The organism is Methylocystis echinoides (genome assembly GCF_040687965.1).
In the GTDB taxonomy this organism is placed as follows: Bacteria; Pseudomonadota; Alphaproteobacteria; order Rhizobiales; family Beijerinckiaceae; genus Methylocystis; species Methylocystis echinoides_A.
This window is the reverse complement of the sequence record NZ_CP156084.1, coordinates 3124952-3140974: the sequence shown is the minus strand read 5'-3', so window position 1 is coordinate 3140974 and position 16023 is coordinate 3124952. Positions and strand designations below refer to the sequence as shown.

14 protein-coding genes and 1 tRNA gene are annotated in these 16023 nt (G+C 64.2%); 5 read left to right on the top strand and 10 right to left on the bottom strand.

Annotated features, from left to right (window positions below):
- Nucleotides 1-13: 13 nt before the first annotated feature.
- Together RVU70_RS15405 and RVU70_RS15400 are read left to right on the top strand one after the other, a co-directional pair.
- Nucleotides 14-1324, top strand: a complete 1311-nt coding sequence (locus RVU70_RS15405; protein ID WP_363347829.1) for a dicarboxylate/amino acid:cation symporter — start codon at nt 14-16, stop codon at nt 1322-1324.
- Between the two features lie 564 nt (nt 1325-1888).
- Nucleotides 1889-3154 (top strand): hypothetical protein, encoded by a 1266-nt coding sequence (locus RVU70_RS15400; RefSeq protein WP_363347827.1) that lies wholly within the window; start codon nt 1889-1891, stop codon nt 3152-3154.
- 51 nt (nt 3155-3205) lie between these two features.
- Here the strand turns inward: RVU70_RS15400 and RVU70_RS15395 are convergent, their stop codons facing one another.
- Together RVU70_RS15395 and RVU70_RS15390 are read right to left on the bottom strand one after the other, a co-directional pair.
- Nucleotides 3206-3580: a hypothetical protein gene (locus tag RVU70_RS15395; protein WP_363347825.1), complete on the bottom strand. Its 375-nt coding sequence runs from the start codon at nt 3578-3580 to the stop codon at nt 3206-3208.
- 245 nt (nt 3581-3825) lie between these two features.
- A complete protein-coding gene (locus RVU70_RS15390; RefSeq protein ID WP_363347823.1) occupies nt 3826-3996 on the bottom strand; it encodes a hypothetical protein in 171 nt (56 codons plus the stop codon).
- A 171-nt stretch (nt 3997-4167) separates the two neighbouring features.
- Between RVU70_RS15390 and RVU70_RS15385 the strand changes: the two genes are divergently transcribed.
- Entirely contained in the window at nt 4168-4827 is a 660-nt protein-coding gene (locus tag RVU70_RS15385; RefSeq protein ID WP_363347821.1) for a hypothetical protein, read from the top strand.
- Between the two features lie 60 nt (nt 4828-4887).
- Here the strand turns inward: RVU70_RS15385 and RVU70_RS15380 are convergent, their stop codons facing one another.
- The 3 genes from RVU70_RS15380 to ftsH all read right to left on the bottom strand — a co-directional run bounded on the left by RVU70_RS15380 (nt 4888) and on the right by ftsH (nt 8693).
- Nucleotides 4888-5385 carry a DUF1269 domain-containing protein gene (locus RVU70_RS15380; RefSeq protein ID WP_363347819.1) on the bottom strand — a complete coding sequence of 166 codons (498 nt, stop codon included), beginning with the start codon at nt 5383-5385 and terminating at the stop codon, nt 4888-4890.
- Between the two features lie 369 nt (nt 5386-5754).
- On the bottom strand, nt 5755-6522 hold the full coding sequence (gene amoC, locus RVU70_RS15375) for a bacterial ammonia monooxygenase, subunit AmoC (protein ID WP_363347817.1): 768 nt from the start codon (nt 6520-6522) through the stop codon (nt 5755-5757).
- Between the two features lie 245 nt (nt 6523-6767).
- A complete protein-coding gene (gene ftsH, locus RVU70_RS15370; protein ID WP_363347814.1) occupies nt 6768-8693 on the bottom strand; it encodes an ATP-dependent zinc metalloprotease FtsH in 1926 nt (641 codons plus the stop codon).
- 182 nt (nt 8694-8875) lie between these two features.
- Between ftsH and RVU70_RS15365 the strand changes: the two genes are divergently transcribed.
- Complete coding sequence (locus tag RVU70_RS15365) at nt 8876-10330, top strand: helix-turn-helix domain-containing protein (RefSeq protein ID WP_363347812.1); 1455 nt, start codon at nt 8876-8878, stop codon at nt 10328-10330.
- 701 nt (nt 10331-11031) lie between these two features.
- On the opposite strand, the gene RVU70_RS15360 is transcribed toward RVU70_RS15365, so the two are convergent.
- The 4 genes from RVU70_RS15360 to RVU70_RS15345 form a co-directional block, all read right to left on the bottom strand.
- Entirely contained in the window at nt 11032-11682 is a 651-nt protein-coding gene (locus RVU70_RS15360) for an acyl-homoserine-lactone synthase (protein ID WP_363347810.1), read from the bottom strand.
- Nucleotides 11683-11808: 126 nt separating this feature from the next.
- Nucleotides 11809-12573 (bottom strand): autoinducer binding domain-containing protein, encoded by a 765-nt coding sequence (locus RVU70_RS15355; protein ID WP_363347808.1) that lies wholly within the window; start codon nt 12571-12573, stop codon nt 11809-11811.
- A 201-nt stretch (nt 12574-12774) separates the two neighbouring features.
- Complete coding sequence (locus tag RVU70_RS15350; RefSeq protein ID WP_363347806.1) at nt 12775-13725, bottom strand: outer membrane beta-barrel protein; 951 nt, start codon at nt 13723-13725, stop codon at nt 12775-12777.
- 251 nt (nt 13726-13976) lie between these two features.
- Nucleotides 13977-14951, bottom strand: a complete 975-nt coding sequence (locus RVU70_RS15345) for an outer membrane beta-barrel protein (protein ID WP_363347804.1) — start codon at nt 14949-14951, stop codon at nt 13977-13979.
- Between the two features lie 422 nt (nt 14952-15373).
- Between RVU70_RS15345 and RVU70_RS15340 the strand changes: the two genes are divergently transcribed.
- Nucleotides 15374-15463, top strand: a tRNA-Ser gene (locus RVU70_RS15340).
- Between the two features lie 127 nt (nt 15464-15590).
- Here the strand turns inward: RVU70_RS15340 and RVU70_RS15335 are convergent.
- Complete coding sequence (locus RVU70_RS15335) at nt 15591-15971, bottom strand: DUF202 domain-containing protein (RefSeq protein ID WP_363347802.1); 381 nt, start codon at nt 15969-15971, stop codon at nt 15591-15593.
- Nucleotides 15972-16023: the final 52 nt, after the last annotated feature.

Sequence of the window (16023 nt, the reverse complement as noted above, 5' to 3'; positions counted from 1 at the left end):
TATCAGCGTTCGCATGACGACCGTCCAGACGAGACAGCCTCTCCACCGCCTGCTCTATGTGCAGGTGCTCGCGGCCATCGCGCTCGGCGCCTTGTTCGGCTGGCTCGCGCCACATGTGGCGGCGGCCGACTGGGTCAAGGCCTTGGGCGACGGCTTCGTGAAGCTGATCAAAATGGCGATCGCGCCCATTATTTTCTGCACGGTCGTCTCTGGCGTCGCCCATATCGAGGATGCGCGCAAGGTCGGGCGCGTGGGCGTCAAGGCGCTCGTCTATTTCGAGGTCGTCTCCACTTTCGCGCTCATCCTCGGCCTCCTCGTCGGCAATATTCTCGCGCCGGGCGGCGATTTTGCGGGCAAGGCCGACGCGTCGGCCATCGCCAAATATACGGAAGCCGCCGCGAAGCGGAGCGGGGTCGAGTTCCTGCTCGACATCATCCCCGACAGCGCGCTCGGCGCCTTCGCCAAAGGCGACATCCTGCAGGTGCTGCTGTTTTCGCTGCTGTTCGGCTTCGCTTTGCTTTCGCTCGGCGAGAAGGGCCGGCCGATCCGGCAATGGGTGGACGACGCCGGCCACGCCATGTTCGCCTTGATCGGCATCGTGATGAAGGCCGCGCCGATCGGCGCTTTTGGAGCGATGGCCTATACAGTGGGGAAATATGGCTCCGCGGCTTTGCTCTCGCTCGGCGGGCTCATCGGCGCCTTTTACCTCACCTCGGCGCTCTTTGTCGTTTTCGTGCTCGGCGCCATCGCGGCGGCGACGGGCTTCAGCATTTTCCGGTATCTCGCTTATTTGAAGGACGAGTTGCTGATCGTGCTCGGAACCTCCTCGTCCGAAAGCGCCTTACCCGCGCTCATGGAAAAGCTCCAAAAGCTCGGCTGCTCGAAACCCGTTGTCGGGCTCGTGGTGCCGACCGGCTATTCCTTCAATCTCGACGGCACCAACATCTACATGACCCTCACGACGCTCTTCATCGCCCGCGCCATGGGCTCGGAGCTGGACTACGCCCATCAGGCGACGATCCTCGTCGTGGCGATGCTGACGTCGAAAGGCGCGAGCGGCGTCTCCGGCGCGGGGTTCATCACCTTGGCGGCGACGCTCACGGCGGTCGACCCCGCGCTCGCGCCCGGCATGTCCTTCGTGCTCGGCATCGACAAATTCATGAGCGAGTGCCGGGCGCTGACCAACTTCATCGGCAATGGCGTCGCCACCATCGTCGTCTCCGCCTGGGAGGGCGAGCTCGACAGGGATAAGCTCAGAGCCGGTCTCTCCGGTCCTGCGACGCAGGCGACCGCGCCAGTCGAAAGCGCGGCGCCGGCCGACTGAGGCGACCGGCGCCGCGTCCGCCTCCAACTCAACGGCAGACCCACACCCAGCGCCCGTAATGATTATGCCAGCAGACGCTATGCCTGTGCTGCCCGGGCGTGCTCCAATCCCGGTGCATGTGTCTGCCATGACCTCCCGGGGTCATCCCGTGGGTTTGCGCGTCATCTCCGCCTCGCGCCGCCGCCGGCAGCAGGAACGCCAGGACCGCTGCAGGAACGAGAAGAGCCTTGAGCATTTGCTTCCTCCTTCGGAAAACCGGGAGGATGGAACTCGCCGATATAAAAAGCAATAAAAACAGCAATATAGCGCTTAGCTTGTGGCGGCTGGCGCGCGCTAGAGCGACGCTCGGGCGGACCCTGAGAACGCGCCAAGCCCAGCGCCTGGGAGGCCGGATGCGGACGGCTTCGCCGTTTTCGTCGGCGTGCTTTTGCGCCTCGCCGGAAGCTTTGTTAGTTTCAAAAAAAATCGAGCTCACGAAAGCGTTTGCGAATGGCTCTCCATCTGCGGAAGAAACGCGGGAAGCGGCGCCCCGCCCTCAAACGAACATACACGGGGAGACGCATCATGGAGGAGAGCCTGACCAGCCAATGGACGCCGGCGGCCTATCGAGCGCGGGAAGAGCAGCGGCGGCGCGCCGAAGCGAACGAGCGCTCGGAAGAGCGGAGCGACGCCGAAATTCTTATCAGCGACTGGACGCTCCCCGCCTATCAGGCGCGCGAATCGCAACGGCGCAGAGAGGAGCGTCCCGCGCCCCCTGCCCCTAGGCAAAACGCCATTATGGAAAGCGAATGGACGCCCGCCGCCTACAAGAGACGGGAAGAGCGCCGCCGCCTTCTGGAAAGACCGATCGTCCCGGCGACGCACGCCCGCTCCCATGGGCTTAGCGATTGGACGCTGAGCGCCTATCAGGCGCGGGAGGCCGAACGGCGCAGGCAGGAGCGGTTGGAGGCTGCGAGCTCCGCCGCGCGGTCAGCGCCGGAGTTCGTGGAAGCGACGGCGCAGCCGATCCTCGTCAGCGACTGGACGCTCGACGCCTTCAGATTGCGGGAAGAGAAACGCCGGTCGACCGAGCCCGCGCTGGCGCCGACCCCGCCGCCCGTCCCCATCGCCCATGACGCGGGAGCAAAGCCTGTCCTCCCGGCCCAGCCCGCGCCGGCGCCGCTTGTCCAGGCGCCGGAGATCCGGCTCGATATCAGGCCCTCGCGGGACGTGGCGACCGGCGTCGGGACGCCTCGCCGAAAGGCGTTCCCGGTGCGACGTATCGCCATCGGGATTGGCGCGCTCTGCACGATTCAGGCAGGGGTCTTCCTGTTGCGCGCGCCCTCGCCGCCGAGCCCGCCCGCGAGATCTTTGGCGCACAAGCCGGACGCCCTGCACAAACCATCCTCGGCCGCGCCCGTCGAGCAGGCCTCGCAACCCGCCGCGCCGCCCGCTGCGCCCGCTACGCCGCAACCGATGTCGACGGAGCCGGCAGGCGCGACGCCTGTCCCGGTCAAGCCGCCGGCGTCGCCGGCTTCAGCCGAAAGCCAGCCGGCTCCCGCCCCGGTCCCGGCCGCGGCGACGGCGCCGCCGCAAGCCCCAGTCGCGTCGCCAGCGCCCGCCGCGGCCTCGAAGAAGCTCGAGACGGAGCCGCAACGATCGCCGGCTGTGTCGGGCAGGACCACCCCGCCACAGGCGGAAACGCCGCGGCTGGCGCCGGCGAAGCCAAAAGCGGCCGCCGCCGAAAAGAAGCCGAAGCCCGGGGCGAGAAGCGAGCCGCGTCCGGCGCCCGGCCTGCTCGACCGTTTCGTGACCGCGGTCAAGCGATGGGGCCAAGGCCTGACGCGTTGACGGGCGCGGGCGACGCGGCCCTCACGAACCGCGCGCCTTGAACCCGACCAGTCAGCGCAGGCACTGGCCCCGCTCGGCCCATGCGGCTTCCTGCGCATCCGAAGGGGCAGCGGCCTGCGCGTCGCATGCCTTGAAGACTCTCGCGCGTTCGCCCATGGAGACGCCTGCCGGGAACTGCTCCAGCGAAACATAAAAGCCGGGCTCGAGACTGGCCCCGACCGTCGCTTGCGCGCTCCTGATTTGCGGCGTGGCGGCGGACGCCTGTGGCGACGGCAGGTGATACCATCGCGCAGCGGTCGTCAGATTGCAGTCGCTTTTCGGCATGCTCTTGGGGCAAACCAAAATCCAGGTCTGCTGCCCGCCGCGCGCCGCCGCGGCCCCCGTGGTCATCGCCAGCAGCGCAGCGGCGAGAATGAGTTTCTTCATGAATCAGTTCGCTCCGTTTTTCCCGCTGGCAGTTTAAGCAACCAGAAACGGGCCACAAAGTGGAGCGCGGCCCGCGGCGGATGGCCGCGCGCGGATTTGTCGGGTTGAAAGGGCTGGGGCGCCTCACCATTCTCCCCGCGCATGATCATTCGCCCCGCCATCGCCAACGCCGTCATCGCCTCGGTGCTCTTCGCAGCCATCGCCGGCGCCGCCGTATTTTTCGTCAGCTGAGCGCGCTTGGCGCGTCACCTTCCACTGAGCTCCCCGGCCCTGTCATCGCAATGCTTCAGTTCGGCTGAGCTCGCCGACCAGTAGGAGAGCTCGCAAAGAGCCTGATACCGGCTGCCGACGTAAAGCGACCAGACTCCAAAGCCGACCATCAAAACGCCGGCGGCGAGAAGCAGCGTTATCTTCATCATGTCCTCGCGATTGAACGACTGACAGCGGCGCTAGCTCTAGAGGGGCGCCCTCGCCAAGCCGGAAAAGCGGACAGACTCCGGCGGTTGCCGACTTCGGGGGCGCGCACTATCCTCCCCGGGCTTCAAACGGCTTCCATTCCGCAAACAAAGCTTCCGAGGATCTCAACGATGTCCAACCCCCCCGATACGGCCGGCGAACCGACCGACCCGCACGCGGAAAAGCCGCATCAGGAGTCGTCCTGGGTGACCGCGCTCGAAGAAGGCATCGAGGAAATCAAGACCCAGCCGGCGGAGGTGCTTTTTCTCGACGTCCTGAAGATTGATCTTCCCTACATCATCATGCTGTCCATGGCGTTGTTCGGCATCGGGCTCGTCACCTTCACGGGCCAGCCGATCGGCATGTACTGGGAATTGCTCACACTCGTCTATTGCGTTTTGTGCATCTACGTCGGCTGGCGCCATGCGCCGACTCGCCCCGAACGCGTGAAGCTCGTCTGGACTCAGGTGCTGCATTGGGCGGCCTTCCTCGCCGCCATGTGGCTCATCTACACGCCGACCATGCGGGCGCTGGTGGATGTGAACGCCACGGGCCTCAATCTCATGGTGCTGCTGGCGCTCGGCACCTTCGTCGCCGGCGTGCACGCGGAGGCGTGGCAAATCTGCGTCGTGGGCCTGATCCTGGCGCTCTTTGTGCCCGCGATCGCCATCGTGCAACGCTCGTCGCTTTTCATCATTGTCGCGCTGCTCGGCGTGATCTTCATCGGCGTGAGCCTCTATATGACCTTCCACACGCATCGGCGTGAATTGAACGAACAAGAAACGGTCTAAGCGATCAAGAAACAATAGCGCGCCGAGTCGCCTTTGGATTCGGCGCGCTTTTTTTTAAACTCAGCTCGTCGGCGTTTGGGCCGCGAGCGCCGCGCGAATGGCTTCGTCCTTGGATTTGTCGAAGGAGGTGCGCAGAACCGTGCCGCCGACGCCGCGCAGGCCTTCGAGCACCTTGTCTGTCGTCATCTTGCGCACGAGCACGAAGAGCGCGGCGCCGCCCGGCGGCACGGCTTCGGCGACGTCCTTCATGAATTTGTCGTCGATGCCGAAATCTGTCAGCGCACCGGAGACGGCCCCCGAGGCCGCGCCCAGCGCCGCGCCTGCGAGCGGCATCATGAAGATCAGGCCGATCAAAGCGCCCCAGAACATGCCGGAGACGCCGCCGATGGCGGTCGTATTGAAGAGCTGATTGAGCTTGATGTGACCCTCGGGGTCTTTGACCGCGACCACCGCGTCGCCCAGTTCGATCAAATATTCCTTCTGCATCTGAAACAGTTTCTGCCGCACTTCCTCGGCCTTTTGCTCCGAGGAAAAGGCGATGACGAGAAGATCATTCATGGAAGCTCTCCGGATAGGCGCTCGATCATGGGCTCGCGCGCTAAAGAAACGATCTAGTCGCCTGGAGGGAAATTGCAATCAGAAGAGCGAAAGCGCGACGCTTGAAAAAGCTTACCCGCGCGGCGCCGCATCTGCGGCATCGGCGGGTAGGACAGTCCGGCTGGGAGTCCGGGCGTGTCTTTAGAAGCTTCTGTCTCGCGCCCTCGTGCGCTGCTTCACCGGGACGGGGACCCGGCGCGGCGCAGCCAACCAAAAGGCAAGGGGCGAAAATAAGGACGCAACGATCAGAATAGTTGCGATCATCTGTTTGCCTCCCACTCTCTTTGGGGACCGCCCGCGCCCGAAGACGCGAGCGGATTGCTTGTCCGATTACTCGGTCAGAAGGGCGACGCCTTCCTTGCCGAGCAGCGCATGAACGCGCATCAGGATCTGCAGCACGACGCCGAAGACGCCGAGAGCCATCCAGCCGAAGAACACGAAGCCCCAGTGCAGCGGAGCGACGAACAGCTCTTCCATGAACCAGAAGGTGTGGCCCCACTCGTTCAGGCCAACGTTCGGGATGATCATGAACGGGCCGATGGCGACGATCAGGAACGCCAGCGAGTAGCCATGAGCAAAATACGGAATGCGGGTCTTCGCATAGAAGAACGCGCCAACCGCGATCACCGAATAGATCGGATAGCTCATGTAGAACTCGATGATGTGCGACGGCGTGAAGTCCGTGTCGCGAATCACCGTCATGTGCCAGGTGCCGTCCTGCTCCGTGAAGAACGACGCGCCCCAGTAAATGGCGATGCCGTAAACGACAAGCCACTGAACCAGAACCACCAGGCGGCGCATCTCTTCGCGCGGCGTCACCGCGTCGACGTTGCGGTCGCGGGTCTTCCAGAGATAGCCCGCAAGGCCCAGACCAGAGACCAGCTCCAGCGGGATCTCGGTCCAAAGGATCGACATCCAGTAGGTCTGGAACTCCGGCGCGAACGAATCCAGGCCAGCGCGCCAGCCGTAGACCTGCTCGTAAATGCGCACGATCAGATAGAAGATGTTGAGGACCGCAAGGCCGATCCACATTCCGCGAAGATCGACTATTTGTACCTCAGCAGCTGCGCCAGCAGCTGCGCTCGTCGTCGAAGCCATGTTCCAAATTCCTCCTATTGGAAGCTCTCGAGGCTATTCCCTCGAAGCTGGCTCATCTTGCTTTCTGCTGTGCAGGACAACAGTGACTTTGTCGCCAATCTTATGCCAAAAACCGCCATGCCCTGGCCGCCGCAATCGATTGATTTTGCGACGCAACATCAACCCGGGCTCGGGGGTGAGACAGTTGAATGCAAATAAAAAAGGCCCGGCGTGAACCGGGCCTTTTCGGTTAGCGGCGCGCCGCTTTAGACGGGCTGGGGCGCGACCCCGTCGCCGACATCGGGCTCTGGCTTGTGTCCGGTGGTCGGCACCGCGGAGCCGCGCGGCGGCTGCGGGGTCGTGGCGCTGGTGTCCTCGCGCACGGGGCGCTTGCCCTGCAGCAGCCCGCGCATCTCCTCGCCGGTCAGGGTCTCGAACTCCAGCAGGCCATTGGCCAGCGTGTCGAGCTGCGCCCGCTTCTCGGTCAGGATTTGCCTGGCCTTGTCATAGGCCTCCTGAACCAGACGCCGCACCTCCGCGTCGATCGTCTGCTGCGTCGCCTCCGAGAGGGTCTGCTGGCGGCCGAGCGAATAGCCGAGGAACTGCTCCTGCTGCGGTTCGGCGTAGGCCACGGTCCCGAGCTTGTCCGAGAAGCCAAGCTGCGTGATCATCGCCCGCGCCACCCGCGTGCACTGCTGGATGTCGGAGGCCGCCCCAGACGTCACCTTGTCGTGGCCGAAGATCAGCTCCTCCGCCACGCGGCCGCCCATGGCGATCGCCAGCATCGCGGTGAGCTGCTCATAGGTCTGCGACACCTGATCGCGCTCCGGAAGGCCCTGCACCATGCCCAGCGCGCGGCCGCGCGGGATGATCGTCGCCTTGTGGATCGGCATCGCCCCCGGCACGGTGAGCTGCACCAGCGCGTGCCCGCCCTCGTGATAGGCCGTGAGCTTCTTCTCCTCCTCGGTCATGCTGAGCGTGCGGCGTTCCGCGCCCATCATGATCTTGTCGCGGGCGTCCTCGAACTCCTGGTTCGTCACGATCCGCTTCGAGCGCCGCGCCGCCAGCAGCGCCGCCTCGTTGACGAGGTTCATCAGATCCGCGCCCGAGAAGCCCGGCGTGCCGCGCGCCACGACCTTCAAGTCCACGTCCGGCGCCAGCGGCACCTTGCGGGCGTGCACCTTCAGGATCTTCTCGCGGCCGATGAAGTCCGGGTTCGGCACCTGGATCTGGCGGTCGAAGCGGCCCGGCCGCATCAGCGCCGGATCGAGCACGTCCGGACGGTTGGTCGCGGCGATGAGGATGATGCCTTCATTCGCCTCGAAGCCGTCCATCTCGACGAGCAGCTGGTTCAAGGTCTGCTCGCGCTCGTCGTTGCCGCCGCCGAGACCGGCGCCGCGGTGACGGCCCACCGCGTCGATCTCGTCGACGAAGATGATGCAGGGCGCGTTCTTCTTGGCCTGGTCGAACATGTCGCGCACGCGGCTCGCGCCGACGCCCACGAACATTTCCACGAAGTCCGAACCCGAGATCGAGAAGAACGGCACGCCCGCTTCGCCGGCGATGGCGCGCGCCAGCAGCGTCTTACCCGTGCCGGGCGGGCCGACCAGCAGCACGCCGCGCGGAATCCGACCGCCCAAACGCTGGAACTTGCCCGGATCGCGCAAAAACTCCACGATCTCCTGCAAATCCTCCTTCGCCTCGTCAACCCCCGCAACGTCCTCGAAGGTGACCTTCCCCGCCATTTCGGTGAGAAGCTTCGCCTTCGACTTGCCAAAGCCCATGGCGCGGCCGCCGGCCCCGCCCTGCATTTGACGCGCCATATAGATCCAGACGCCGATGAACAGCAGCAGCGGCAGACCGTTCACGAGCAGAGTCGACAGCCAGCCCGGATTCTCGCCGCCCGGCCGCGCGCTGATCTGCACCTTCTTCGCCTCGAGCTTCTGCACCAGCGACGGATCGTTGGGCGCATAGGTCGTGAACGAGCGGTTGTCGTTGAAGTGTCCGGTGATTTCATTGCCCGCGATCGTGACGTCATGCACGCGGCCTTCATCGATCTGCACCAGCAGCTCGCTGAAGGTGATTTCGCGCGCTGGCGTGCGGGACTGCTGATGCTGGAACATCGCAAACAGAACCACCGCGACGGCGACGAAGACGACCCAAGGCAAATATTTCTTCCAATTCGCCTTCATTTGCACCTCCCTGGGCGCGCCCCGCCGACTCCGCGGGGTCGAAGCAGCCCGTATAACAGCATCATGACGGAGGACGGACGCCCTCGCCATACTCAACATGAGGTTGGCGACATCCTAGGTCAGGATGGCGAAATAGCCAAATCCAGTCCATAATTCGCCAAAAACAAAATCGGTGGGATGGCATGCTCAAGATCGTCATTGCGGGCCTGGACGGCTGTCTCGGCTCCGCTTTCATAGGCCTATCCGACTTGTTTTCGCTGGCCCAGCGCAGGATTAGCGCCGCTTTGCCGGACGATTCCCCGGGCGCCGATTTTTGCACGGTGACCGCCGGCGTCGGGGGCCGCCCGATTCAGGACGGCGCGGGAGCGCGTCACGAGGTGGAGACCTCTTTCGAGGAAATCGCCGTCTGCGACGCCATTATTATTCCAAGTTTCGCGCCGGGCCCGGAAGGCGAGGTACCGGACATGGCGCCCTTGGCCGGCGCGGCGGCGTGGCTTCGCCGACATCATTCCCGCGGCGCGCTGGTCGGCGGATGCGGCTCCGGCGTGTTCCTCCTCGGCGAAGCGGGCCTGCTCGACGGACGCCGTTGCACGACCAGCTGGTGGCACAATGAGGACCTCAAGAAACGCTACCCCCGCGCCGACCTGGCCTGGGGCGCGCGATTGATCGACGACCGTCGCGTCGTCACTGCGGCCGGGCCGATGTCCTGGATCGACGTCGGCCTCTACGCCCTCAAGGCGCTCTGCGGCGCGGAGGCGGGGCGCATCGCCGCCGATTTCACGCTCGGCGACACGACGCCCGCCAAGGGCGGCCACGGCGGCGCCTATGGCCCTGCCGCGGTTTCCGGAAGCGCGGACGCCTTTTTGGCGGAGGCGGAGCGGATCGTCCGGCAGGCGGACGCGGACTTCAACGCTCAGGGTCTGGCGCGCGCGCTTTCCACCTCCGAACGCACCCTGCATCGCAGGCTCAAGCTCGCCTGTGGCGAATCGCCGAAGAGCTTCATCGATCGCGTTCGCGTCGAAACAGCGCGCACGCTGCTCGAGACCAGCGCCAAGCCGGTGAAAGAATTGGCGGCCAGCGCGGGGTTTATCGACGAGGCGAGCTTTCGCCGCGCCTTCCGTCGCTACGCCGGCATGGCGCCCTCCGCCTATCGCGTCTGGGCGCGGGCCAAAGCGCAAGACAAGGCCCAGATTTTCTCGGTCCGCAAGGAATCGGAGCTTATTCCCGAAATCCTGACGACCATCTTCGACACCTGCGTCAATGGCGTCACGCTGACCGACCCCGATCTCGAGGACGCCCCGATCGTCTACGCCAACAAGCCGTTTCAGGAGATCACCGGCTACGCGCCAAATGAAATTCTCGGCCGGAACTGTCGGTTCCTGCAGGGCGAGGATCGAGACCAGGAAGGCCTGCAGCGTCTGCGCGAAGCGATTCGCAACCGCCAGCCGGTCGAGGTCATTCTGCGCAATTATCGCAAGAGCGGCGAGTTGTTCTACAACAAACTCAACATCACGCCGCTGTTCGACGAGCAGGGAGCGCTGATTTACTTTCTCGGCGTCCAGTATGACGTGACCAAGCAAGTCACGGCGGAAAGGGAAATTGGCGATTTACGCGAACGGCTGCAGGCGATTGCCTGAGGCCTGACCCTGGCTGGGATCGTCGCTGCGATGCGGGGGTCCCTTTTGCGCGGGAATCGATAGGGCTTATCTCAGCACGGCGGGATGCGACGCGGACGACTATCGTGCGCCGCACAACTTTTCCCGCTTGCGCCTCCCCCAAACAGGGTGCGTTAATATGTCGCGCCGCCGTTAATCGCCCGGAAAGAGCCGGTGACGGCGTCGCCGCTAGAGGCAGAGGGAAAAGTCATGAGCTCGTTCACCGCCATTGTCTCGATACTCGCCGCCGCCGCCGCCGTCACTTTCGCGATCACGGCCTACGTCAACTAAGAACATGCGCCGGGCGCGACGACGCGCGCCCGGCAAGGATGTTTTTTGGCGACTTAGCCCTCCTCGACGTGTCTCGCGGGTCTGCGTCGCGTTCGCGATAGACAGCACGGATCCCGTCGAGGGCGAGTCCTGTTCGGCGCCTTGGCAAGCGCCTCGACGTCCCAGACCAGCCTGCGCAACCAATCGCGGCTCAATTTTGCGCGCGCCTTGCGGTTGCGAAGCGAGACAATGGCGACGTCTTCAATGTCCGCGACGACGGCCACTGACCTTGCGTCTCGGCGGCGCCGATACGCTTCTTCTATTTGCAGGTCGAGCATTGGGAAGTTTCTGTAGGTCACAACTCGGATCATGATCTGCCCTTTCCTTTGTTTCTTGCTGCGATTGTGTCGGTGTCACGAGGCCAGCAGCCGCGCCCGCATCGCGCCGATGGCGTCCGGCTCCAGCGCGACATTCGCTACTCCGGCGAGGTTGCGCACGCGCGCGTCCCACCCAGGGCCAACTTCATAAAGAACGGCATAGGTTTCGACGCCGCCGATCATCTGCGGCGGACCGAGCGGATCGCCCGCGCAACCGCAACGCATCAGCATCCGGTGCATGACGCGGTCATAAACCGTGACGATATGCGAAAGCGACGCGGCCTTGCCGATTTCGTTGAGCGCCAGCCCCAGTTCGGCCGTGGCGCGGCTGATCGTCGGGACATCCACCCGCGTGTCGCCCGTCATGCGCACCGTGAAACGGCTCGATTCCCAGATCAGCGGGCTCGCGATTCGCGCGCCGTCCGGCAAAAGCTCCGGAAACGTGTCGTTGAGCATGTTGAAGCCAGTGGTCGGCAGCAGCCGAAGTCCGCCAATCACATGCTCCTGTTCGTCGAGCGACAGGACATAGAGCGGATCGAGCGCGTCATAGCCGTCGATCTCCCACCGGTTGATGACGCTCACCTGCCATTTCAACCGCTCGTGGAATACGCTGCGGCGCAGCCGGTGCATTTCGTCGATGAGCCTCGGATAGCGGTCGCGCCATTCGCCCGGTATCATTTTAATCATTGCTTAATCCCCTCATCGTAAGCTTTACGATTATGAGAAATTGAAGCAATGTCAGTGGGTTATCACCTCCCGAAAATGGGAGGTGTGCCCTTGCGGGAGGCAATTCGACCTCCCAAAAATAGGAGGTTACTGGCGTTTTTTGGGGAAGAGATGCGTCGGCTCGTAGGACATGTTGATCAAGCCGAGCGCGAGAGCCTTGGCGACCGTGTGCGTCGTATTGGCGGTGTTCAACCTCGAACGCGCGGATTCCAGGTGGAATCGGACAGTGTGCGAGCTGATTCCGAGAATCCGACCGATGTCGTCGTCCGTCTTGCCCAGCGCTTTCCATCGCAGGCAACTGGCCTCGCGGGGGGGAAGATGGACGCCTGTCTCATCCGCGACGCCGCACGCGCGCAAGGTCGCCGCGTGGAAATTGAATGCGAGAATCATCAGGTCCCGCATTAATTCGTCCTTCATGGCGCGCCATTCGGGATCCGGTTCGTTGCTGGTGACGGAAAAAAGCGCAAATTCGCCCAGGCGGCCACGCACCGGAATGGAGAGGCCATTCGCGCCGACATCGAGTTCCTGGGCCTCGCCGAAGAATTTGCGGATGATCGGGTCGCTGCGGTCGATCTGCGCCCAGTCGATCGGCAGGATCCCGCCCAGTCCGGAGCGGACGATCGGGTCGAGGTCGACATAGCCGCTCTGGGCATAGTGTTTCTGCCACTCCGCCGAATAGGTCACCGACAACAGCGGACGCGGCGCGCCAGGAGCCGGCAGGTTGAGCGCAGCATAGGCCACGTTATGCAAGCCCCACGCTCCGGTAAAATCTCGGATGATCTCGGACGCAGCCTCGATCCGGTCCGCAGCGGCGAGGCGATCGATCAGGTCGAAAAAATCATCGCGGTGCACGGAACTTTCCATCGTCAGGAATACTCTCGCTCACGCTAGTCCCCTCCGAGCCGACGCACAACCGACTGGACCGCGAAAGACACGAGCTGTCAAAGCTCGGGCGTTTCCCCTGCCCCTCCGCCGAGTCAATCGCGCCAGCGGTCCGGAATGCAAAAAGCCTGGCTTCACAGCCAGGCTTTCTATCGTCGAGATCGAGGTCGATCAGTATTTCGCGACGACCGGGGCCGGGGCGCCCCAGTTGAAGTGATAGTTCAGGCCGGCGCGGACGATATTGCCGTTGATGCGGCCACGAACCTGGCCGCCGAAGACGGCGCTGCCGCCGGTGGCCGGATCCGACGTCGCGATGGCGAAGTTCTGCGTCACCGTGCCGAGATCGTAATAAAGATATTCGACCTTCGCGGACCAGTTCGGCCAGAACAGCCACTCGAGGCCGCCGCCAGCCGCCCAGCCGACCTGCGTATTCGAGAAGTTCACGCCCCCGAACGAAACCGGCTGAGCCACGGCCCAAGGGCTGGAGCCAATTGCCGAAACGGTCGTGGCCGTGTTGAGATTGACGCCGCCATAGGCGAGACCGCCCGTGCCGTAGACAAGCAGGGTCGGCGTAAAGAGCCAACCGAGGCGACCGCGGACCGTGCCGAGGTAATCGAGGCTGGCGCGCCCGCTGGTGATCGAGGCGAAGCCGTCGTCGGTGCGCCGCTGCAAGAAGGAGCCAACCGAAACGGCGTTGGTCACCGAGCGGGCTCCGCTGTTGCCGGCGAGGCCCTGGATGTCGGCTTCGAGACCCACAACGAAGCTGTTGTAGAACTGCCAGTTGTAGCCGATCTGACCACCGCCGATGAAGCCGCCGTTGGCGCCGGAGTTGACGACCGAGGCGGAGGCCGCGGAGGAGAAAGCGGCCAGATACTGGCTCTGCTGGGCGCCGGCGTTCCCCCATGTCGCATCCGCGCCGACCGGGGCCACCGCCAGATACTGGCCGTTGCTATTGGCCCAGGTGCCGCCAGCGTTCAGACCGACGTAGAAGCCGGTCCACAGCGGGGGCGGCGGGGGCGGCGGAGGAAGGACCGGCGGGCCCTTGCGCGAAGGAAGATCAGCGGCGAGGGCGGAGCCCGCCGTCAGCGCCAAAGCGGCAAAAGAAAGCGCAATCTTTTTCATTTCATCCTCTTCGTCGGCTAGACGACGCAACCAATCGCGCCGCGCTCTGAAGTAGCCTCGGCCCAGTCGCGACAATCGCTCCGTGCGCCTCCCCCTCTTTTTGCTCGACCTTGGCCGTTTCAGTCAAAGACTATCTTGACCTTTGCCATTTACCGCCGCCGCTTTTCGGTCGACTGTGGCGCGAAGGACACAAAAAAAGAGCCCGGCCTTGCGGCCGGGCTCCTGTGCTTGCCTTGAAGTGAAAGGTTAGATCAATACTTCGCGACGACCGGAGCGGGAGCGCCCCAGTTGAAGTGATAGTTCACGCCGGCGCGAACGATATTGCCGTTGATGCGGGCGCGAACCTGGCCGCCGAAGATCGCCGAGTCGGCGGGAACGGCGAAGCCGAGAGCCTGCAGCGTGCTGTCGGTCGAGCCCAGCGCGAAGTTCTGGCGCACGGTGCCGAGGTCATAATACAGATACTCGACCTTGGCGGACCAGTTCGGCCAGAACATCCACTCGAGACCGCCGCCGGCCGTCCAGCCGACCTGCGTATTGGAGAAGTTCACGCCGCCGAAGCTCGGGCCCATGAACAGGCCGGTGATGCCGCCCGGAACGACCGACGACGCATAGTTCAGCGTCACGCCGCCGTAAGCGAGACCGCCCGTGCCGTAGACCAGCAGGGTGGGCGTGAACAGCCAGCCGAGGCGGCCGCGCACCGTGCCCAGATAGTCGAGGCTGCCGCGCACCGAGTGAATGCCCGCGAAGCTGTCGCCGAGGGCCGTGCCGACCACGCCAGGAACCGCGGCGCCGGTCGCGAAGGTGCGCGAGGCGTTGGTGCCGGCGATGCCCTGGATGTCGGCCTCGAGGCCCACAACGAAGCTGTTGTAGAACTGCCAGTTGTAGCCGATCTGGCCGCCGCCGATGAAGCCGCCGTTGTTGCCGGAGTTGAAGCCGGAGCCGGAGGCCGCCAGGGTGAAGGCGCCGAGATAGTTGGCCTGCTCGAGGTTCAGGATGCCGGGCGACCAGAACGGACCGGCGCCGACCGGGCCGACGGCCACGACCTGCTGGTTGCTGTTGGCCCAGGTGCCGCCAGCGTTCAGACCGACGTAGAAGCCGGTCCACATGGGCGGCGGCGGCGGCGGCGGCGGCAGGACCGGCGGGCCCTTGCGGTAGGGAAGATCGGCGGCAAGCGCGGCCCCAGCGGACAGCGCGAGCGCGGCGACGGAAAGAGCGATTTTCTTCATTCCAGCCTCTTTGAACAAATATTGTTGGAACCGCGCCCAAGCGCACGCTCCCAACTTCTTGGCCAGGCCTGGCCGGAGAAACGATTCTTTCCCCGCTCAGCCATGGCCCTATCCATCAGCACGCCCCCTGCACAGTCAACGGAATCCATCGATCAGGCGTAAGCTTAACCACACATTGGGATTGTGCTGTTGCGTAAAAGTCACGGGATTACAGCTAAGCTTAAGTATTAATTTGGTTAACGAGCGTTAGCTTGACAATTTATTCCTAGCCTGCACGAGCCGAAATCGTGTAGCTCGCCAGTCACAGGAGGGCGATGACTGCTTTGACAGTGTCGTAGCGAAGAATTTTGCCGGCGCGGCGGCCGCTGCTTGCCAAGAGAATGGCGCTTTGGCATATGTCGCTGACCGCGCGTCGCGCGGATGGAGACGTGGCCGAGAGGCTGAAGGCGACGGTTTGCTAAATCGTTATAGGGGAAACCCTATCGTGGGTTCGAATCCCACCGTCTCCGCCAGCCCCCTCGCCGTCGCGGGGAGGAAGGTCTGGCCGTGAACGAATTTGGAAACAGCTTTCTGATCAACGCCCTGATCGGTTTCGCCCTGGCGCTGCTCATTTCCTTCGCCTTCGTCTGGTTCGGCTGATCAGCCGACCGCGAGATAGGCGCTGAACCCCGCGACGCCGAGCACCAGCGCCGACAGCGCGATGAGCGTGACGCGCGTCGCCCCCGGCGTATGCGCGCCATCGTCCTCGAGCAGACGGGCCGTGTGGAGAAAGCGGATCGTCGCCACCATGATCAGCACGACGCCGGCGCCGACCAGCGCCATGCCGCCGTAGCGGCCGGTCGGGCTCGCGAGGCGGTGCAGCCTGAACAGGGCCGACTCTCCGGCCTCTCCGGCCATGGCGAGCAGGAACAGATTGAACCGTTCGATGACGAATCCCAGCGCGATGACGGCGACGCCGGTCCGAATCCAAGCCAGAAAAGTCCGTTCATTAGCGGCGATATTGACGTAGTCGCGAATCATCGATCGACCCTCCACCCTGTTGCATGTAGGTCGCCCGTCATTGCCGCCACCG

Bases quoted from the DNA above. Each gene is read 5' to 3' on its own strand.
- RVU70_RS15405 (WP_363347829.1), top strand. From the start codon at position 14: ATGACGACCGTCCAGACGAGACAGCCTCTCCACCGCCTGCTCTATGTG.
- RVU70_RS15380 (WP_363347819.1), bottom strand. From the start codon at position 5,385: ATGAATGATCTTCTCGTCATCGCCTTTTCCTCGGAGCAAAAGGCCGAG.
- RVU70_RS15400 (WP_363347827.1), top strand. From the start codon at position 1,889: ATGGAGGAGAGCCTGACCAGCCAATGGACGCCGGCGGCCTATCGAGCG.
- RVU70_RS15385 (WP_363347821.1), top strand. From the start codon at position 4,168: ATGTCCAACCCCCCCGATACGGCCGGCGAACCGACCGACCCGCACGCG.
- ftsH (WP_363347814.1), bottom strand. From the start codon at position 8,693: ATGAAGGCGAATTGGAAGAAATATTTGCCTTGGGTCGTCTTCGTCGCC.
- RVU70_RS15365 (WP_363347812.1), top strand. From the start codon at position 8,876: ATGCTCAAGATCGTCATTGCGGGCCTGGACGGCTGTCTCGGCTCCGCT.
- RVU70_RS15390 (WP_363347823.1), bottom strand. From the start codon at position 3,996: ATGAAGATAACGCTGCTTCTCGCCGCCGGCGTTTTGATGGTCGGCTTT.
- RVU70_RS15350 (WP_363347806.1), bottom strand. From the start codon at position 13,725: ATGAAAAAGATTGCGCTTTCTTTTGCCGCTTTGGCGCTGACGGCGGGC.
- RVU70_RS15345 (WP_363347804.1), bottom strand. From the start codon at position 14,951: ATGAAGAAAATCGCTCTTTCCGTCGCCGCGCTCGCGCTGTCCGCTGGG.
- RVU70_RS15395 (WP_363347825.1), bottom strand. From the start codon at position 3,580: ATGAAGAAACTCATTCTCGCCGCTGCGCTGCTGGCGATGACCACGGGG.
- amoC (WP_363347817.1), bottom strand. From the start codon at position 6,522: ATGGCTTCGACGACGAGCGCAGCTGCTGGCGCAGCTGCTGAGGTACAA.
- RVU70_RS15360 (WP_363347810.1), bottom strand. From the start codon at position 11,682: ATGATTAAAATGATACCGGGCGAATGGCGCGACCGCTATCCGAGGCTC.
- RVU70_RS15335 (WP_363347802.1), bottom strand. From the start codon at position 15,971: ATGATTCGCGACTACGTCAATATCGCCGCTAATGAACGGACTTTTCTG.